33 protein-coding genes are annotated in these 18,028 nt (G+C 45.8%); all 33 read left to right on the top strand.

All coding sequences use genetic code 11. The annotated features are described in order from the left end of the window. Nucleotides 1-31 precede the first annotated feature (31 nt). The 33 genes from rpsL to rpsD are packed head-to-tail and all read left to right on the top strand — an operon-like array spanning nt 32 to nt 18,013. Nucleotides 32-406 (top strand): 30S ribosomal protein S12, encoded by a 375-nt coding sequence (rpsL, locus tag IX53_RS08715; protein WP_047755018.1) that lies wholly within the window; start codon nt 32-34, stop codon nt 404-406. 15 nt (nt 407-421) lie between these two features. Next, complete coding sequence (gene rpsG / locus IX53_RS08720) at nt 422-889, top strand: 30S ribosomal protein S7 (RefSeq protein WP_047755019.1); 468 nt, start codon at nt 422-424, stop codon at nt 887-889. Nucleotides 890-910: 21 nt separating this feature from the next. Then, nucleotides 911-2,977 carry an elongation factor G gene (fusA, locus tag IX53_RS08725; protein WP_082128542.1) on the top strand — a complete coding sequence of 689 codons (2,067 nt, stop codon included), beginning with the start codon at nt 911-913 and terminating at the stop codon, nt 2,975-2,977. A 35-nt stretch (nt 2,978-3,012) separates the two neighbouring features. Then, nucleotides 3,013-4,212, top strand: coding sequence for an elongation factor Tu (tuf, locus tag IX53_RS08730; RefSeq protein ID WP_047755020.1), 1,200 nt, complete (start codon nt 3,013-3,015; stop codon nt 4,210-4,212). A gap of 59 nt (nt 4,213-4,271) precedes the next feature. Further along, nucleotides 4,272-4,580, top strand: coding sequence for a 30S ribosomal protein S10 (rpsJ, locus tag IX53_RS08735; protein ID WP_047755021.1), 309 nt, complete (start codon nt 4,272-4,274; stop codon nt 4,578-4,580). 19 nt (nt 4,581-4,599) lie between these two features. After that, nucleotides 4,600-5,241 (top strand): 50S ribosomal protein L3, encoded by a 642-nt coding sequence (gene rplC / locus IX53_RS08740; RefSeq protein WP_047755022.1) that lies wholly within the window; start codon nt 4,600-4,602, stop codon nt 5,239-5,241. A 21-nt stretch (nt 5,242-5,262) separates the two neighbouring features. Continuing rightward, nucleotides 5,263-5,949 carry a 50S ribosomal protein L4 gene (gene rplD / locus IX53_RS08745; RefSeq protein ID WP_047755023.1) on the top strand — a complete coding sequence of 229 codons (687 nt, stop codon included), beginning with the start codon at nt 5,263-5,265 and terminating at the stop codon, nt 5,947-5,949. After that, nucleotides 5,949-6,251 carry a 50S ribosomal protein L23 gene (rplW, locus tag IX53_RS08750; protein WP_047755024.1) on the top strand — a complete coding sequence of 101 codons (303 nt, stop codon included), beginning with the start codon at nt 5,949-5,951 and terminating at the stop codon, nt 6,249-6,251. Before rplD ends, rplW begins: the two co-directional genes overlap by 1 nt. A 16-nt stretch (nt 6,252-6,267) precedes the next feature. Further along, the gene (gene rplB / locus IX53_RS08755; protein WP_047755025.1) at nt 6,268-7,095 is read left to right on the top strand and encodes a 50S ribosomal protein L2; all 828 of its coding nucleotides are present in this window, start codon (nt 6,268-6,270) and stop codon (nt 7,093-7,095) included. Nucleotides 7,096-7,111: 16 nt separating this feature from the next. Further along, on the top strand, nt 7,112-7,396 hold the full coding sequence (rpsS, locus tag IX53_RS08760) for a 30S ribosomal protein S19 (RefSeq protein WP_047755026.1): 285 nt from the start codon (nt 7,112-7,114) through the stop codon (nt 7,394-7,396). 14 nt (nt 7,397-7,410) lie between these two features. Next, the gene (rplV, locus tag IX53_RS08765; RefSeq protein ID WP_047755027.1) at nt 7,411-7,866 is read left to right on the top strand and encodes a 50S ribosomal protein L22; all 456 of its coding nucleotides are present in this window, start codon (nt 7,411-7,413) and stop codon (nt 7,864-7,866) included. Further along, nucleotides 7,867-8,502 (top strand): 30S ribosomal protein S3, encoded by a 636-nt coding sequence (gene rpsC / locus IX53_RS08770; protein WP_047755028.1) that lies wholly within the window; start codon nt 7,867-7,869, stop codon nt 8,500-8,502. A 24-nt stretch (nt 8,503-8,526) separates the two neighbouring features. Continuing rightward, nucleotides 8,527-8,952 (top strand): 50S ribosomal protein L16, encoded by a 426-nt coding sequence (gene rplP, locus IX53_RS08775; RefSeq protein ID WP_047755029.1) that lies wholly within the window; start codon nt 8,527-8,529, stop codon nt 8,950-8,952. After that, on the top strand, nt 8,952-9,152 hold the full coding sequence (gene rpmC, locus IX53_RS08780) for a 50S ribosomal protein L29 (protein WP_047755030.1): 201 nt from the start codon (nt 8,952-8,954) through the stop codon (nt 9,150-9,152). Before rplP ends, rpmC begins: the two co-directional genes overlap by 1 nt. 5 nt (nt 9,153-9,157) lie before the next feature. Further along, entirely contained in the window at nt 9,158-9,466 is a 309-nt protein-coding gene (gene rpsQ / locus IX53_RS08785; protein WP_047755031.1) for a 30S ribosomal protein S17, read from the top strand. Beyond that, nucleotides 9,463-9,831 carry a 50S ribosomal protein L14 gene (gene rplN, locus IX53_RS08790; protein WP_047755032.1) on the top strand — a complete coding sequence of 123 codons (369 nt, stop codon included), beginning with the start codon at nt 9,463-9,465 and terminating at the stop codon, nt 9,829-9,831. The genes rpsQ and rplN overlap by 4 nt, the downstream gene beginning before the upstream one ends. A 12-nt stretch (nt 9,832-9,843) precedes the next feature. Further along, on the top strand, nt 9,844-10,167 hold the full coding sequence (rplX, locus tag IX53_RS08795; RefSeq protein ID WP_047755033.1) for a 50S ribosomal protein L24: 324 nt from the start codon (nt 9,844-9,846) through the stop codon (nt 10,165-10,167). Between the two features lie 17 nt (nt 10,168-10,184). Continuing rightward, nucleotides 10,185-10,742: a 50S ribosomal protein L5 gene (gene rplE, locus IX53_RS08800; protein WP_047755034.1), complete on the top strand. Its 558-nt coding sequence runs from the start codon at nt 10,185-10,187 to the stop codon at nt 10,740-10,742. A gap of 11 nt (nt 10,743-10,753) precedes the next feature. Beyond that, nucleotides 10,754-10,939 (top strand): type Z 30S ribosomal protein S14, encoded by a 186-nt coding sequence (locus IX53_RS08805; RefSeq protein WP_047755035.1) that lies wholly within the window; start codon nt 10,754-10,756, stop codon nt 10,937-10,939. Between the two features lie 13 nt (nt 10,940-10,952). Further along, entirely contained in the window at nt 10,953-11,357 is a 405-nt protein-coding gene (rpsH, locus tag IX53_RS08810) for a 30S ribosomal protein S8 (RefSeq protein WP_047755036.1), read from the top strand. Nucleotides 11,358-11,371: 14 nt separating this feature from the next. After that, nucleotides 11,372-11,926 (top strand): 50S ribosomal protein L6, encoded by a 555-nt coding sequence (rplF, locus tag IX53_RS08815; RefSeq protein WP_047755037.1) that lies wholly within the window; start codon nt 11,372-11,374, stop codon nt 11,924-11,926. A gap of 16 nt (nt 11,927-11,942) precedes the next feature. Continuing rightward, the gene (gene rplR / locus IX53_RS08820) at nt 11,943-12,317 is read left to right on the top strand and encodes a 50S ribosomal protein L18 (protein ID WP_053001277.1); all 375 of its coding nucleotides are present in this window, start codon (nt 11,943-11,945) and stop codon (nt 12,315-12,317) included. Nucleotides 12,318-12,330: 13 nt separating this feature from the next. Beyond that, nucleotides 12,331-12,864 (top strand): 30S ribosomal protein S5, encoded by a 534-nt coding sequence (gene rpsE / locus IX53_RS08825; RefSeq protein ID WP_047755038.1) that lies wholly within the window; start codon nt 12,331-12,333, stop codon nt 12,862-12,864. 2 nt (nt 12,865-12,866) lie between these two features. Next, the gene (gene rpmD, locus IX53_RS08830) at nt 12,867-13,055 is read left to right on the top strand and encodes a 50S ribosomal protein L30 (RefSeq protein ID WP_047755039.1); all 189 of its coding nucleotides are present in this window, start codon (nt 12,867-12,869) and stop codon (nt 13,053-13,055) included. Nucleotides 13,056-13,069: 14 nt separating this feature from the next. Further along, nucleotides 13,070-13,522: a 50S ribosomal protein L15 gene (gene rplO, locus IX53_RS08835; RefSeq protein WP_082128543.1), complete on the top strand. Its 453-nt coding sequence runs from the start codon at nt 13,070-13,072 to the stop codon at nt 13,520-13,522. A 1-nt stretch (nt 13,523) separates the two neighbouring features. Continuing rightward, entirely contained in the window at nt 13,524-14,807 is a 1,284-nt protein-coding gene (secY, locus tag IX53_RS08840) for a preprotein translocase subunit SecY (protein WP_047755040.1), read from the top strand. Between the two features lie 4 nt (nt 14,808-14,811). Then, complete coding sequence (locus IX53_RS08845) at nt 14,812-15,459, top strand: adenylate kinase (protein WP_047755041.1); 648 nt, start codon at nt 14,812-14,814, stop codon at nt 15,457-15,459. A 1-nt stretch (nt 15,460) separates the two neighbouring features. Next, nucleotides 15,461-16,213, top strand: coding sequence for a type I methionyl aminopeptidase (map, locus tag IX53_RS08850; RefSeq protein ID WP_047755042.1), 753 nt, complete (start codon nt 15,461-15,463; stop codon nt 16,211-16,213). A gap of 9 nt (nt 16,214-16,222) precedes the next feature. Further along, entirely contained in the window at nt 16,223-16,468 is a 246-nt protein-coding gene (gene infA, locus IX53_RS08855) for a translation initiation factor IF-1 (protein WP_047755043.1), read from the top strand. Continuing rightward, nucleotides 16,465-16,581 carry a 50S ribosomal protein L36 gene (gene rpmJ, locus IX53_RS08860; RefSeq protein WP_047755044.1) on the top strand — a complete coding sequence of 39 codons (117 nt, stop codon included), beginning with the start codon at nt 16,465-16,467 and terminating at the stop codon, nt 16,579-16,581. The genes infA and rpmJ overlap by 4 nt, the downstream gene beginning before the upstream one ends. Before the next feature lie 14 nt (nt 16,582-16,595). Further along, entirely contained in the window at nt 16,596-16,961 is a 366-nt protein-coding gene (rpsM, locus tag IX53_RS08865) for a 30S ribosomal protein S13 (RefSeq protein WP_047755045.1), read from the top strand. Nucleotides 16,962-16,976: 15 nt separating this feature from the next. After that, complete coding sequence (gene rpsK, locus IX53_RS08870; RefSeq protein ID WP_047755046.1) at nt 16,977-17,369, top strand: 30S ribosomal protein S11; 393 nt, start codon at nt 16,977-16,979, stop codon at nt 17,367-17,369. Nucleotides 17,370-17,386: 17 nt separating this feature from the next. Continuing rightward, nucleotides 17,387-18,013, top strand: coding sequence for a 30S ribosomal protein S4 (rpsD, locus tag IX53_RS08875; protein ID WP_047755047.1), 627 nt, complete (start codon nt 17,387-17,389; stop codon nt 18,011-18,013). Nucleotides 18,014-18,028: the final 15 nt, after the last annotated feature.

Genomic DNA, 18,028 nt, shown 5'->3' on the forward strand with positions numbered 1-18,028 from the left:
ATATTGTTGAAAGGAGGCGGATTATAAGCTAATGCCCACTATTAATCAGTTAGTGAGACACGCCAGGAAGAGTGTAAAGAAGAAATCTAAATCTCCCGCTCTGGAAAACAATCCCCAGAAGCGTGGTGTATGTATCAGAGTTTCAACAATGACCCCGAAAAAGCCTAATTCTGCTCTTCGTAAAATAGCGAGAGTAAGGCTTTCCAACGGGACAGAGGTTACCGCCTATATTCCCGGTGAAGGTCACAACCTTCAGGAGCACTCCGTGGTGCTCGTCAGAGGTGGAAGGGTCAAGGATCTTCCCGGTGTAAGATACAAGATAATTAGAGGCACGCTGGACTCTGAAGGTGTTGCCAACAGAAGGCAGTCCAGAAGCAGGTATGGTGCCAAGAGGCCGAAAAAGTAAGGGAGGTAGCCTTGAATGAGAAGAAGAAGAGCAGTTAAGAGAGAAGTCGCTCCCGATCCGGTTTACAATGATGTTCTTGTTACAAAACTTATAAACAGGATTATGGTGGACGGGAAAAAAAGCAAAGCGGAAAAAATAGTGTATCGAGCTATTGAAATCCTTTCCGAAAGAACGAAACAGCCACCAATGGAGGCTTTTAAGAAAGCCATCAACAACGTCAAGCCCCTTCTTGAGGTTAGACCAAGGCGTGTTGGTGGTGCGACATACCAGATTCCCTTTGAAGTGCCAGAACACAGAGCCCTTTCCCTCGCGCTACGCTGGATAGTTACTGCTTCCAGAGCTAAGAAAGGAAGACCCATGAGCGAGAGACTTGCCATGGAACTTATCGACGCTTACAATGGCACGGGCGCGGCTGTAAAGAAGAGAGAAGACGTTCACAGAATGGCTGAAGCGGGTAAAGCATACGCTCACTTCAGATGGTGATCGCTCTTTAGGAGGTAAATTGTGAAAGAAAGACGGACCAGATTAGATGCCGTGAGGAATATCGGCATCATGGCTCATATTGATGCCGGTAAGACGACGACAACAGAGAGAATTCTTTTCTACACCGGTAAAAAATACAAACTAGGAAACGTAGACGATGGTACCGCCACAATGGATTGGATGGATCAGGAGAAAGAACGTGGCATTACCATTACTTCTGCTGCTACAACCTGTTTCTGGAGAAAACATCGAATAAACATTATCGATACACCCGGCCACGTTGACTTTACTGTCGAAGTCGAGAGGTCTCTCAGAGTGCTCGATGGGGCTATTGCTGTCTTTGATGCACAAGCCGGTGTTGAACCCCAGTCAGAAACAGTTTGGCGTCAGGCCAATAAATACCATGTACCCAGGATTGCCTTTATAAACAAAATGGATAAAACCGGAGCGGATTTCAATGCAGCCGTACAAAGTATGGTTGATAGATTATTTGCGAATCCCGTTCCGCTTCAAATTCCAATAGGTGCAGAAAGTGAGTTTGATGGTGTTATCGATCTGGTTAAAATGAAAGCCATCAGATGGTATGACCCGGATGGGACAGAATATGGCTACGAAGAAATACCGGACGAATTACTTGAAAGAGCGGAAGAAGCCCACGAAGATTTGATCACCCACGTTGCCGAATTCGACGAAGAAATCATGGAATTGTACCTTGCCGGTGAACCGATACCGGAGGAGAGGCTCAAAAAGGCTATTAGAAAAGGGACGCTTGCAAATCAGATTGTCCCTGTACTTTGTGGTTCTGCCTTTAAAAATAGAGGTGTACAACCTCTGCTCGATGCTATCGTTGATTATTTACCAGCACCTACCGATCTTCCGCCTGTCAAAGGAATCGATCCGGACACTCAAGAAGAGATAGATGTAAGACCTGACGAAAACGATCCATTTGTAGGAATGGCGTTCAAAATCATGGTCGATCCCCATGTGGGGAAAGTGACCTTCGTCAGAGTATATTCTGGTTCTTTGACTAAAGGTTCTTATGTTGTGAACTGCAATAAAGGAATCAAGGAACGTGTTTCAAGACTCCTTTTTATGCATGCTAATCAACGCGAAGAAATAGACTACATCAGGGCCGGGGATATAGTCGCTATGGTAGGCATGAAAAACACAATGACAGGTGAAACCATTGTGGCTGACGGTACGAGAAAAGTTCTGCTTGAAAAGATCGAGTTTCCTGAACCCGTAATCTCGATCGCTATTGAAGCGGCAAGCAAAAATGAACTTCCAAAATTGTCAAAGGCTTTGCAGGCTTTGACTGAAGAAGATCCGTCTCTCAAGACATTTGTTGATCCAGAAACCAATGAGACCATACTCTCTGGTATGGGTGAATTGCACCTCGAAGTTGTCGTAGAGCGGATCAAACGGGAATTCAATGTCAACTTACGTGTGGGGCACCCGCAGGTGTCTTATCGAGAAACTGTCAAGCAAGAAGCTACTGCCGAGGGTAAATACATACGTCAATCTGGTGGTAGGGGCCAATATGGCCACGTCGTTTTGAAGATTGAGCCCAGCAAAGACGGTATCTCATTTGAGGATAAGACGGCTGGTGGTGTGATTCCCAAAGAATTCATTTCAGCAATCGAGGCGGGTGTCAAAGAAGCCGCGCTCTCAGGTGTCCTCGCGGGTTATCCCATGGTTAATCTCAAAATTTCTTTGCTCGACGGATCCTATCATGAAGTGGACTCATCTGAAATGGCTTTTAAAATCGCAGCCTCGATGGCTTTTAGAGATGCATGTCGCAAAGCCAAGCCTACTTTACTCGAACCTATCATGTCCGTTGAACTCACGAGTCCTGAAGAGTACCTAGGTGACCTTATTGCTGACTTAAATTCCAGAAGGGCGCGAATCGAAGGCTTCGAAAACAAGGCAGGCTTGAGAATAGTTAAGGCACACGTGCCCCTATCGGAGCTCTTTGGCTACGCGACAGTGGTCAGATCCCTTTCTCAGGGAAGGGCCACCCACGTTATACAATTTTCGCATTATGCGGAAGTTCCTGAGAAAGTCGCTGAAAAAATCCTTGGTTCATAAACTATACCACTCACTGTAATGGAGGAGGGACAGAAATGGCGAAAGAAAAGTTTGAAAGGACAAAACCCCATCTTAACATCGGTACTATCGGTCATATTGACCACGGTAAAACAACTTTGACCGCTGCTATTACGAAGTCTCTTGCTTACAAGGGCCTCGCTGATTTCACACCTTTTGATGCTATCGATAAGGCTCCTGAAGAAAAGGCTAGAGGAATCACCATCAATGTTACCCACGTCGAGTACCAGACCGAGAAGAGACATTACGCTCACATCGACTGTCCTGGTCATGCTGACTACATCAAGAACATGATCACTGGTGCTGCCCAGATGGATGGTGCCATCCTCGTTGTCGCTGCAACTGACGGTGTTATGCCCCAGACGAGAGAGCACGTTCTTCTTGCAAGACAGGTTAACGTTCCTGCCATGGTAGTTTTCATAAACAAGGTTGACATGGTAGATGACGAAGAACTTGTCGAACTCGTTGAAGAAGAAGTCAGAGAACTCCTCAGCAACTACGACTTCCCAGGTGATGAAATACCTGTTATCAAAGGTTCTGCTCTTATGGCACTCGAAGCTGACAATCCTGACAACCCCTGGGTACAGAAGATATACGAACTAATGGACGCTGTTGACAACTACGTTCCCGATCCTCAGAGGGAGACTGACAAACCTTTCCTCATGCCTATCGAAGACATCTTCTCCATCACCGGAAGAGGTACTGTCGTTACTGGAAGAATCGAACGTGGAGTTATTCACGTCGGTGATGAAATTGAAATCGTCGGCTTATCCTATGAAACCAGAAAAACAGTCGTAACGGGTGTAGAAATGTTCCGCAAACTCCTCGATGAAGGTGTCGCTGGTGACAACGTTGGTTGTCTCCTCAGAGGTGTTGGTAAGGACGAAGTCAAGAGAGGACAGGTTCTTGCCAAACCCGGTTCAATCACACCTCACAAAAAGTTCAAAGCGAATATCTACGTCTTGAAGAAGGAAGAAGGCGGAAGACACACACCGTTTACCAAGGGTTACAGACCTCAGTTCTACATCAGAACAGCCGACGTTACCGGTGAACTCGTAGACCTTCCTGAAGGCGTCGAAATGGTTATGCCCGGCGATAACGTCGTCATGACCGTTGAACTCATTTACCCTGTTGCTATTGAGAAAGGTATGAGATTCGCCGTTCGTGAAGGCGGAAGAACAGTCGGCGCAGGTGTCGTTAGTGAAATCATCGAGTAAGATTGCGGGGAGAGGCTTCCCCTCTCCCTTTTATTCTTAGAAGGAGGGAACTTGGAGGCATGGCCAAACAAAAGATCAGGATCCGCTTAAAGGCTTATGACCATAGACTCTTGGATATGTCGGCTAAGAAGATAGTAGAGGCCGTTAAGCTCACAAACGCCAAGGTCTCTGGCCCTGTGCCGTTGCCGACAGAAAGAACACTTTACACTGTTCTCACGGCACCCCATAAATACAAAGATGCCAGAGAGCAGTTCGAAAAGCTCGTTCATAAAAGACTCATAGAGATCATCGATCCTACACCAAAAACAATCGATTCCCTGATGAAAATCGATCTCCCTGCGGGAGTGGATGTGGAGATCAAATTGTAATCATTTCGGAGGTGCAGATATGAAGGGTATAATTGGCAGAAAACTTGGAATGACCACGATTTACAAGGACGGAAAAGCCCTCGGTGTAACAGTAATCAAAGCTGGCCCCTGCACGGTCATTCAGAAGAAAACTGCCGCTGCCGGTGAATACGACGCCATTCAGTTGGGTTTCGAAGAGCTTCCTCAGAAAAGGGCAGAAAAGCTTCTCACAAAGCCCCTTCTGAAAAAGTTCGAAGCCGCCAATGTCAAACCCCATAGAGTTCTTAGGGAAGTTCGCGTGGGAAACCCTGATGAATACAACGTGGGTGATGTTATAGATGCTGGAATATTCACCGAAGGCGAACTTGTGGATGTCACTGGCTGGACGAAAGGAAGAGGTTTCACCGGAGCCATGAAGAGATGGAATTTCCGCGGTGGCGAAGCTTCTCATGGTTCAAAATTCCACAGAGAACTCGGTTCAGTAGGTAATCATACTGAACCTGCAAAGATCTGGAAAGGCAAGAAGATGCCAGGGCGCTATGGTAACGAAAGAGTTACGGTCCAGAATCTGGAAGTTGTTAAAGTCGATGCAGAGAATGGAATTATAGCCGTTCACGGCGCAGTCCCAGGAGCGAGGGGCGGGCTCGTAATAATCAAGAGCGCGAAGAAGCCCCGAAGATGATGCTTGGAAGGAGGAATATATATGGCCCAGTTAAACGTCATTGACGTTAACGGGAAAACAGTAGGGACACTTGAACTAAAAGACGCGATTTTTGGCCATGACGTGATCAACGACAAAAAGAAAATCGATCTGATGTTCCGTTATGTTGATATGCAGCTCGCTGCAAGAAGAATGGGTACGGCATCAGTGAAGACTCGTTCAGAGGTTTCCGGTGGTGGAAGAAAGCCATGGGCCCAGAAGCACACCGGTAGGGCTAGATCGGGCTCCACTAGAAGCCCACTCTGGAGGCACGGTGGAGTCATTCATGGTCCGAAACCTAAGGACTGGTCGAAAAAGCTCAACAAAAAGATGAAAAAATTAGCGCTGAAATATGCCCTTAGCCTCAGGTTTCAGGAAGGCAACCTGATCATACTCGATGATATCAAGTTTGAAACTCCCAGGACCAGAGAGATCAAGAACGTGATTTCAAAGCTTGGTTTTGAAAAAGGTACAAAGGCCCTTTTCGTTCTTCCGTGGAAGAGAGAAGAGTACAAGAACGTCAAACTCTCTGGAAGGAATATTCCTGAGGTGAAGGTAATCATCGCTGACAATCCCGGAAACGGTGGATCGACTAACATAGATGGTCTCAATGTTTACGATATTCTTAACCATGAGAAGCTAGTATTAACAGTCGATCTTGTCCGCAAGATCGAGGAGGTGCTCGGCTAATGACTGATCCCAAACTCACGCTCAACGATATCCTTATTAGGCCTATTATAACGGAAAAATCCGTTATGGCTGGAGAGAACAATAAATACGTATTTGAAGTACATAGAGATGCGAACAAATACACCGTCAGGGAAGCTGTGGAAAAGATTTTCAATGTCAAGGTAGAAAAAGTAAACATTCTCACCGTAAAAAGTAAGCCCAAGAGAAGGGGAGTCCTCGCTGGAAAGACACGTTCGTGGAAAAAGGCAATAGTCACACTTGTTGAGGGCTACCGCATCAAAGAACTCGAAGGCCAACACTGATGTGAGGTGGTAGGAGATGGGTCTTAGAAGATTTAAACCGGTTACTCCCAGCAGAAGATTTGCTCTTCTGCCTGATTACAACGAAATTACGAAAACTGAGCCAGAAAAATCATTGATAGAACCTCTCAAGAAAAACGCAGGCCGAAACCACCACGGACGCGTTACTGTCAGGCATCAGGGTGGAGGCCACAAAAGAATGTACAGAATCATCGATTTCAAAAGGAACAAATTCGGTATTCCTGCAAAGGTTGCTGCAATTGAATACGATCCCAACAGGACCGCAAGAATTGCGCTTCTTGTTTATGCCGATGGCGAAAAGAGGTATATCCTTGCGCCGAAAGGTTTAAAAACTGGAGACGTGGTTATGAATGGTCCTGACGCGGAAATTACCGTTGGAAACGCCCTTCCCCTTGAGAATATTCCAGTTGGTACGATCGTTCACAATATAGAATTCCAGCCTGGAAAGGGTGGTCAGATCGCAAGATCCGCCGGAACTTATGCCCAGCTCATGGCTAAAGAAGGGAAGTATGCCCTTCTCAGAATGCCTTCAGGCGAATTGCGTAAAGTGCTTGTGAAGTGCATGGCCACCATCGGAATGGTTGGAAATGAAGATCACTCCAACGAGGTACATGGAAAAGCTGGAAGGAAGAGATGGCTCGGTATCAGGCCAACGGTCAGGGGTATGACCATGAACCCTGTTGATCACCCCATGGGTGGTGGTGAAGGCAGGTCTAAGGGTCACATTCCTCAGAGTCCATGGGGAATGCCCGCGAAGGGGTACAAGACCAGAAGACGCAAGAAGCCTTCTGACAAGCTCATAGTTAAACGCAGGAACCAAATCTAAGCAGGGGGTGCAGTGAATGTCAAGATCTCAGAAAAAGGGTCCATACGTACACCCGAAACTGATGAAAAAGATAAGAGAAATGAATGAAAAAGGTGAAAAGAAGCCCATCAAGACATGGAGCAGGGCTTCCATGATCACTCCTGAAATGATCGGTCATACCATTGCTGTGTACAACGGAATGAAGCACATTCCCATATACATCACCGAAAACATGATCGGTCATAGGCTCGGCGAGTTCTCACCTACAAGAAGATTTGGTGGACACGCCGACAAGAAGGCAAAGAAAGGTCAAGTCAAATGAGGAGGGATTCTATAATGCCCGAAAATACACCAAGGCCAAAACGATCAGTATTTCATAAACAGAGAAAAGAAGCTCTGGCTTCCATCCCAGTCGTAGAAGCGAGGGCCATAGCAAAATACGTGAGAATTTCCCCTCGAAAGGCCCGTGATGTGGTAAATGCGATTAGGGGTAAGAATGTGGGAGAGGCTTTCCAGATTCTCGAGTTCTCCCCGAAGAAAGCTGCGAGAATAGTCTACAAAGTCCTTAGATCTGCAGTAGCAAATGCGGAGAACAACTTTGGCCTAAACATTGACAATCTCTATGTAAGCGAAGCCGTTGTGGAAGACGGACCAAGAATGAAAAGACTCTGGCCACGTGGAAGAGGAAGGGCTGATATCCTTCTGAAAAGATTCAGCCACATAAAACTCGTGGTGAGAGACCGCGAAAAGGAGAAGGAACTTACAATTCCTCAGGAGCGAGGTGACAACTAAGTGGGTCAGAAAGTGCATCCTTATGGTTTCAGACTTGGGATAACCAAGGATTGGAAAGCTCGCTGGATAAATGAAAAGAACTACAAAGAATATCTTATTGAAGATGTTAAGATCAGAGATTTCATCAAGAAGAACTACCGAGTTGCTGGTATTTCTGATATCTATATAGAACGCCCCGAATCTGGTAAAGTAGCCATCACAATCAAGTGTGCCAGACCCGGTGTGATCATAGGTAGAAAAGGTGTGGAGGTCAAGAACCTCAGGGCCAAACTCGAAAAATTGATCACACGGCAATTTCAACTTAACATAGAGGAAGTCAAAACACCCGAGATAGATGCGATACTTGTAGCTGAAGACATCGCTGCCAGGATCGAGAAGAGGGCTTCCTACAAGAGAGCCATGAAGCGCGCTATTTTTACTGCCATTAGAAAGGGCGCGAAAGGTATCAAAATCATGGTTTCCGGTAGACTCAATGGAGCTGATATCGCCAGAACAGAATGGTACCTCGAAGGAAGACTTCCTCTCCAAACACTGAGGTCCGACATTGATTATGGTTATACAACCGCTATGACCAAGATGGGTATAATCGGTGTCAAGGTCTGGATATACAAAGGCGACATAGCGACTAGAGCTTGAACCCACGAGGGGAGGTATTTCGAAATGTTGATGCCCAAGAGAGTAAAATACAGAAAACAACAAAGAGGCAAAATGCGTGGAAAAGCTAAGGGCGGCACTCTTGTTCACTTCGGTGACTGGGGTCTGAAAGCCCTTGAACCACACTGGATCACTGCCCAGCAAATTGAAGCATGTCGTATTGCAATTATGAGGACACTCAAGAGAAATGGTAAAGTTTGGATCAGAATCTTCCCGGATAAACCCATTACCTCCAAGGGTATCGGAGTCAGAATGGGTAAAGGAAAAGGTGATGTAGAAGGCTGGGTGGCCGTTGTTAAGCCCGGCAGGATTATGTTTGAAATCGCCGGTGTGAGCGATGAGCTTGCAAAAGAAGCACTGGCTTATGCCGCCACAAAACTACCGATCAAAACGAAGATTGTTCCCCGGTACCATATAGGAGGTGAGCTCTAATGAAGGCAGTTGAGCTTCAAAAGTATACTGACGAAGAGCTCAAGCAGATGCTTGATGATTTGAAAAGAAAACTCCTTGATTTAAGATTTCAACTTGAAATGAACAAACTGCAGAATCACTCGCAGATTAAGCTCGTAAAGAGAGACATTGCAAGGATCAAAACAATCCTCCGCGGACGCGAGCTCGGAATAAGGAGGTAACAGCCATGCCTAAGAAAAGACTTATAGGAACCGTCGTGAGTAATAAAATGGATAAGACCGTTGTGGTCAACGTTGAAAGGACATTCGCTCACCCCCTCTATGGGAAAACAATTAAGCGTTCAAAGAAGTACCATGCCCACGATGCCGAAAATGTCTGCAATATTGGTGATATCGTAGAAATCGAAGAAAGCAAACCTTACAGCAAGACAAAGAAATTCGTGGTCATAAGAATCGTGAAGAAGAGCGAATTTGGCGAAACAACAAATGAAACTCCCGAGGTCGTTGAAAATAACCCCGGAGGTGACGCGAAATGATTCAGCTCGAATCCTATCTGAGAGTTGCCGATAATTCTGGCGCGAAAGTAATTAAAGTCATTCAGGTTTCCGGTGGATTCAAGAGAAAAACCGGAACTGTGGGCGATATAGTCGTTGCCTCTGTTAGGGAAGCAGTACCTAATACTGATGTCAAAAAAGGTGACATTGTAAGAGCAGTCGTCGTCAGAACAAGGAAAGAGATAAGAAGACCGGATGGCACCTATATCCGCTTCGACGACAACGCCGCTGTCATCATCGACAAGCAGAACCAGCCGAAGGGGACGCGTGTTTTCGGTCCTGTCGCGAGAGAGATCAGGGACAGAGGTTTTTCAAAGATTGCTTCCCTGGCACAAGAGGTTTGGTGAGGAGTGATGTACATGGCGATGAGGATAAAGAAAGAGGATACGGTAAAGGTGATTTCAGGAAAAGATAAGGGTAAAGTGGGGAAAATTCTGAGAGTTATTCCAAGAGAAGGAAAGGTTATCGTTCAGGGTGTTAATTTCTCCAAGAGGCACCAGAGACCCACTAACCAGTACCGTGAAGGTGGAATTATCGAAAGAGAATCTCCCATTTACGCCAGCAAGGTTATGTTAGTATGCCCAAACTGCGACAAACCGACCAGAGTTGGTCACCGCGTTCTGGAAAACGGAGAAAAAGTCCGTGTCTGCAAGAAATGCGGAGAAATCATTGATAAGGTATGACAGGGGAGGAATAGTCGATGACATACAACTACGTACCGTTAAAAGAAAAATATGAAACAGAAGTTGTTCCTTCCATGATGAAAGAGTTCGGTTATAAAAATATTCATGAAGTACCGAGACTCGTCAAAATAGTTGTAAATATGGGTATAGGTGAAGGTTCAAGAAATGGCGATCTCATTGAACTACATGCGAAGGAACTGAATGTAATCGCCGGTCAGAAACCCGTCGTGACCAGAGCAAAAAGGAGTATCGCAAATTTCAAGATAAGGGAAGGTATGCCCCTGGGGCTTAAAGTCACTCTTAGAGGAGCCAGGATGTATAATTTCCTGTATAAACTCATTAACATCGTTCTTCCAAAACTGAGGGACTTCAGAGGAGTCAATCCTGATAGTTTCGATGGACGTGGAAATTACGCCCTGGGACTTCCTGAACAGTTGATCTTTCCAGAACTCAGTCCCGATCAGGTTAGAAGGATTCAGGGAATGGATGTAATTATTGTAACAACGGCAAAGACCGACGAAGAAGGAAGAGAACTCCTGAAACTTCTCGGAATGCCCTTCAAGAGAATGGGTTAAGGAGGTAGAACATGGCGAAGAAATCAATGATTGCCAAATGGAAAAGGGAACCCAAGTTCAAGGTAAGGAAATATAATAGATGCCACCTTTGTGGCAGACCAAGAGCAGTGTATAGAGAATTCGGACTCTGTAGAGTCTGCTTTAGAAAGCTCGCCTCAGAGGGTAAACTCCCCGGTGTAAAAAAGGCAAGCTGGTGAGGAGGGACGTAAAATGTGGAGTGACCCCATAGCCGACATGCTCACAAGAATCAGAAATGCCAATGCAGCAATGAAGGAAAGTGTTGATTTACCTGCTTCCAACATGAAGCGCGCGATTCTCGATATCCTGAAAAAAGAAGGATATATCGAAGACTACAAATACATAGAGGACGGAAAACAGGGGATCCTTAAGGTATTCCTGAAATACAAAGGTGACAGAAGAAATAGGCAGAGAGTTATCAGTGGTATTGTAAGAGTTTCCAAACCCGGAAGGCGTATATACGTAGGCAAAGACGAGCTGCCGAAGGTTAAGTCCGGTATGGGAATTGCTATTGTGAGCACTTCCCACGGAATCATCACCGACAAAGAGGCGAGAAAAGTCGGGGTTGGCGGCGAAGTCATATGCTACGTATGGTAATGGGAGGGATTTGAATGTCGAGGTTGATAAAGAAGCCAATAGAAATCCCCAAGGGTGTTGAGATCAAAATCGATGGAAACACTGTAATTGTCAAGGGCCCCAAGGGCGAACTCAAGCAGGAGTTTTTACCATATGTGAAGTTTGAACAGCGAGATGATGGCCTTTGGGTTTTACCCAACACCGATATCGTGAGAAGGAAAAGCGATCACAAAAAGATAGCCATGTTCTGTGGAACCTACTGGTCTCTGGTTAGAAGTATGGTCGTTGGAGTTACCCAGGGTTTCCAGAAAGAGCTGGAAATAGTCGGTGTCGGTTATAGAGCCCAACTTCAGGGTAAAAAACTGGTTCTGAATCTGGGATTTGCTCACCCTGTGGAAATCGAAGCTCCCGAAGGAATCACGTTTGAAGTGCCCGCGCCTAACGCTATCGTGGTCAAGGGTATTGACAAATACCTTGTGGGACAGGTTGCGGCTAACATACGCCGCTGGAGAGAACCCATTGTTTACTCCGGTAAGGGTATCAGATACAAGGGTGAGTACGTAAGAACCAAGGTCGGTAAGAAAGTTTAATCCTGAAGGGAGGCAAATGCAGGTGATAAAACGCAGAGATAGAAAAGAACTCAGAAGAAAGCGCCACTTGCGCGTTAGAGCCAAGATAAATGGAACACCAGAAAGGCCGAGGCTCGCAGTTTATAGAAGCGAGAAACACATCTATGCACAGATCATCGATGACGTCGCCGGCAGGACCCTCGTTTCTGCTTCGACAATCGATAAAGAGTTGAAAGGGAAACTCCAGAAAACGTGGAATAAAGAAGCCGCTGCCGAAGTTGGGAAGCTCATCGCAAAGAGGGCTCTCGAGAAAGGCATCGCTACTGTTGTGTTTGACAGAGGCGGTTTCAAATTTCACGGTAGAGTGAAGTCCCTGGCAGATGCGGCAAGAGAAGCCGGGTTGAAGTTCTGAGGAGGTGCAGTCGATGCCTGAGGTTAGGAACATCGAGAAGCAGATAGAAGAAAAGGAATTCGAAGAAAGAATAATCGAAATAAAGAGAGTAACGAAAGTAGTTGCAGGTGGTAAAAACCTTTCTTTTAGGGTTACCGCTGTAGTTGGGAACAAGAATGGAAAGGTCGGTCTTGGTATCGGAAGCGCGAGAGAAGTCCCTACAGCTATAAGGAAGGCTCTCATTAACGCCAAAAAAAATGTCGTCGAGGTTCCAGTTATCAAGGATACAATTCCCCATGAAATCGTTGGACATCAAGATGCTTCCGAAGTATTGTTAAAACCAGCTGGTCCTGGAACTGGTATAATAGCAAGTGCAGGTGTTAGAGCAGTTGTCGAACTGGCAGGTGTCAAGAATATCCTGACCAAAGCATTGGGTTCGACAAACATAGTCAACCTCGCCCGAGCCACGCTGAATGGACTCAAGGAACTGAAATCTCCGAAAGAATATGCGAGACTCAGAGATATATCTGTTAAAGAAGTCTTCAACGGAGTTTCCGAGGAGGGTTAATGATGGCGAAGAAGCTCAAAATCAGGTTGAAGAGAAGTGTTATTGGGTTCAATTACCGACAGCGCCGAACCGTAAAAGCCCTCGGACTGAAAAAGGTAAACAGCGAGGTTATCCACGAAGATAGTCCACAGATCAGGGGAATGGTGAAGAGTATAAAACATCTCCTGAGTGTTGAAGAAATAGAAGGTTGAAGGGGGTAGATTAAATGGCGTTCATGTTGGGCGACAAAGAATTTGGACCTCTCCCCGGTTCACGCAAGAAAAGCAAACGTGTTGGCCGTGGTGTTGGCTCAGGAAAGGGAAAAACAGCCACTCGCGGTCATAAGGGACAGGGAAGAGGCACAGGTAAGGTAAAGCCGTTCTTTGAGGGTGGTCAAACGCCACTTTACAGAAGAATACCTATTAAAGGGTTTAAAAATAGAAATGCGAAAGAATATGCTATCGTGAACCTTTCGCAACTCGAAGAGAGGTTTGAAGCGGGTAGCGAAGTAACACCCGAGGTACTCCTTCAAATGAATGTTATCAAAAACCTCAAGGACGGCCTCAAGATTCTCGGCAGGGGTGAACTTACCAAAGCCTTGATCGTAAAGGCGCATGCTTTCAGCACCTCAGCAAAGGAGAAGATAGAGGCTTCCGGTGGAAAAGCCGAGGTGATCTGAAGTGTGGAAAGCACTTCGAAATGCTTTCAAAATTCCTGAGCTCAGAGAAAGAATAATTTTCACTTTTTTTGCCCTGGCCATCTTCAGGCTGGGGATTTACATTCCTATCCCGGGTATCAATATTCAAGCCTGGGCTAGTTATTTTTCTCAGGTTTCCGCTGGAGCTGCCGGTGGCTTTATTGGTTTCTTTGATGTCTTCACCGGCGGTGCGCTCAGGAACTTCTCACTCTTTGCTCTCAGTGTTACTCCATACATAAACGCATCCATCATGCTCCAACTCCTCACATCTGTTGTGCCTAGTTTGAAAGAGATGTTGAGGGAAGGTGAAGAAGGAAGGAAGAAGTATGCCAGATATACTCGATATTTGACGGTTTTCCTGGCAACTTTGCAGGCTTTTCTCCTATCTCTGGCCCTTTCAACCCAGGGAATTACCGCGACACCAAACAGATTCATGTTTGTTGTGCTTGCTACTGTTTCTTTGATGGGCGGTACAATGTTCCTTCTCTGGCTCGGTGAAAGGATCACAGAGAAAGGTATAGGTAACGGAATTTCCGTTTTGATCTTTGCTGGTATCGTTTCGAGATATCCAACATACATTGCCGAAGCTGCTATCGCTCTTACGCCCATGCAATGGCTCGTTTTGATAGGTGTATCCGTACTCACCATTGTTGGGATAATCTATATACAGCTCGGTGAAAGAAGAATAGAAGTGCAATACGCTCGAAGGGTCTCCGGACGAAGGGTTTACGGTGGCGTTTCCACTCACATACCTATAAGGGTGAATCAAGGTGGTGTTATCCCGATAATCTTCGCAGCCGCTATCATGACTTTACCTCAAATGATAGGAAGCATGTTGCCTGAGGGTAACATCATGTCCAGACTCTTTGGTTATTCGTCACCGTTGTACTTGATACTCTACGGAACACTTGTCTTCTTCTTCACGTATTTCTACAGCACTCTGGTCTTTGACGTTAAAGAAGTTTCGAATAATATAAAGAACTATGGTGGATTCATTCCGGGTATCCGACCGGGTTATCCGACAGAACAGTATATAACGAGGGTGCTCTCCAGAGTAACCTTCATGGGTGCTGTTTTCCTCGTTATCATCGCATTGCTGCCTTCCGTGATACAGAGTTTCATAGGAATTCAAATCGTCATCGGAGGTACATCAACGTTGATCGCAGTAGGTGTTGCCTTGGATATCCTCCAGCAAATCGAGTCCCATCTCCTTGTGAGACACTACGAGGGATTCGTCAAAAAGGGTAGACTTCGCGGAAGGAGATGAAGAAATGAATCTGGTCTTAATGGGTCCCCCAGGAGCTGGCAAGGGAACGCAGGCAAAACGTATTTCTGAAAGGTACAATATTCCGCACATATCCACCGGTGATATGTTGCGTGAAGCCGTGGCTGCTGGCACTGACCTTGGAAAAAAGGTCTTTCACATACTCGAAAAAGGCCTGCTCGTTCCTGATGAACTTATGTATGAAATTGTCAAAGAAAGACTCCGCCAGGAGGATGCTTCCAGGGGCTTCATTCTCGATGGTTATCCGCGAACCGTCGCCCAGGCCGAAGTGCTGGATGAAATTCTTCAAGAACTCGGGAAAAGGCTTGATGTTGTTTTGCTGATAACCTCCACCGAAGACGAAGTTGTAAAGAGGATATCCAGCAGGCGGGTCTGTCCTTCCTGCGGAAGGGTATACAACCTGCTCACCCTTAAACCAAAGCGCGATAATATTTGTGATGATTGTGGAAGCGAACTAATTCAAAGAAAAGACGACTTACCTCACACTGTAAGGGAGAGATACCGGATCTACAAAGAAAAGACTGCACCGGTACTCGAATATTATCGTAGTTCCGGAATCCTCAAAGAGATCGACGGCTCGAGATCCCTTGAAAAGGTTTCACGGGACCTCTTTGAAACACTGGAGAATGTATGATATGATCAGGTTGAAATCCAGGGAGGAAATCTCAAAAATTGAATTTGCTGCAAAAATTGTGGCAGAGGTACTGGAGATCGTAGGAGAACACATTACCTCTGGTGTTGCTGCCTATGATCTTGAAAAAATTGCGACAGAATATATACTTAAAAGAAACGCAATCCCCGCATTCAAGGGATACAATGGTTATCCCTATGCTCTTTGTGTGTCAGTAAATAGTGAGATCATTCATGGTTTCCCCCTGAAAGAAAAGATACTTGAAAAGGGAGACCTTGTATCTGTTGACTGTGGTGTTTTGAAAGATGGTTATTTTGGAGATGCCGCAAAGACTTTTGTAGTTGATGCATACACAAGTGATGAAGATAAAAAACTTGTTGAAGCAACGAAAGAGTCTCTAAAATTCGCCATTGAAGTGGCTTATCCGGGAAATCATATCGGCGACATAGGCTATACAGTTCAAAACTTTATTGAAACCGCCGGTTTTTCTGTGATAAGGGATTATGTAGGTCATGGAGTTGGGAAAATGCTTCACGAGGACCCACAGGTTCCGAATTACGGGGTAAAAGGGACTGGTCTAATCCTTCGTCCCGGGATGACACTGGCGATAGAGCCAATGGTTTCTCAGGGTAGCTATGAAACAATGGTCCTCCCGGATGGCTGGACAGTTGTTACAAAAGATGGAACCAAAGCGGCTCATTTCGAACATACGATTGTCATCGAAGAGAAAGGTCCAAGGGTCCTTTCCAGGCTGTGAGGTGTCTATATGGCTGATAAAAATGATGTCATAAAAATGGAGGGTACTGTTTTAGAATCCATGCCCAACGCAACTTTCAGAGTAGAACTCGAAAATGGACATGTCATACTGGCCCATATATCGGGAAGGATGAGAAAGAACTTCATTAGACTGATTCCGGGTGACCGGGTCGTCGTCGAGGTGTCCATCTATGATCTGAGCAAAGGAAGGATTGTATACAGGAAGAAGATAAGCAAGGGAGGAGAACAAAAATGAAGGTCAGAGCATCTGTCAAGAAGAGATGTGAACACTGCAAAGTCATAAAACGCAAGGGCAGAATCTGGGTAATCTGTGAGAAAAATCCCAAGCACAACCAGAGACAAGGTTAAGGAGGGAATGCTGAATGGCACGTATTGTTGGTGTTGAACTGCCTAACAGCAAGAAGGCATATGTCGCATTGACCTATATATATGGAATAGGCCCCAGCAGGGCAAAAGAGATACTCGAAAACACAAAGATTGATGGTGAAAAAAGAGTCAAAGAGCTTACCGATGAAGAGATCAGTAAGATTTCCAAGTATATCACCGATCATTACAAAGTAGAAGGTGAGCTCAGGCAGGAAGTCGATAGAAACATCAAAAGACTCATTGAAATAGGTTGTTACAGAGGCATAAGGCACAGAGCCGGGCTTCCCGTCAGAGGGCAAAAGACACATTCAAACGCGAGAACCAGAAAAGGCCCCAGGGCCAGCAGAATTAAAAAGAAGTAATAAGGAGGTTCATACATGGCCAAAAGGAGAAGAACAACCAATAAAAAGAGAAAAAAGTTAAGTATTGACCGCGGCGTATTGCACATAAAATCGACTTTCAACAACACTATCATCACACTCACGGACCCTGATGGAAACACCATACTCTGGGGTTCAGGTGGTACTGTTGGATACTCTGGTTCAAAGAAGTCTACACCCTACGCTGCCCAGCTTGCAGCTGAGCAGATTGCAAAAGAAGCCCTGAAGTTGGGAATAACGCGGGTCTCTGTTGAGGTCAAAGGTCCTGGATCGGGAAGGGAAGCAGCCATCCGTACTGTTCAGGCTGCTGGACTCACAATAGACTCAATAAAAGATATCACCCCTATCCCCCACAATGGGTGCAGACCCAGAAGAAGACGCAGAGTATAAGTTGAGGAGGGAATTGGATGGCCAGATACACCGGATCGGTATGTAAGATATGCAGACGTGAAGGCTTCAAGCTCTATCTTAAAGGGGAGCGCTGTTTCAGCCCGAAATGTGCACAGATTAAGAGACCCTTTGCTCCGGGACAGCATGGAGCCGCCACGAGAAAACTAACGCAGTACGGTATGCAGCTCAGAGCCAAGCAGGCATTGAAGAGAATGTATGGTCTTCTTGAAAAACAATTCAGAAAATATTTCGATATGGCTTCAAGGAGATCTGAAGAGACCGGTACAGCACTAATCAAGCTTCTTGAATCCAGGCTGGACAACACGGTCTTCAGAATGGGTTTTGCTTCCAGCAGAAGACAGGCAAGACAGCTTGTTAACCACGGGCACATACTCGTCAACGGCAGGAAAGTGAATAAGGCATCTTATCTCTTGAGGCCCGGGGATGTCATTGAGTTCAGAGAAAAGAGTAAAGGAATAGTCCCTGTAAAAGAAGCTGTGGAAGCCGCACAGGATAGAACCACACCTCCATGGCTGGAAATCGACTACGAGGCAGTTAGGGGAACGTTCGTCAGATTCCCGAACAGGGAAGAAGTCGAAATACCCGTCGATCTGCAGTCTATCATTGAGCTTTACTCGAAGTAATGGAGGTACAAGTTA

The sequence above is a fragment of the Kosmotoga pacifica genome (assembly GCF_001027025.1).
GTDB lineage: Bacteria > Thermotogota > Thermotogae > Petrotogales > Kosmotogaceae > Kosmotoga_B > Kosmotoga_B pacifica.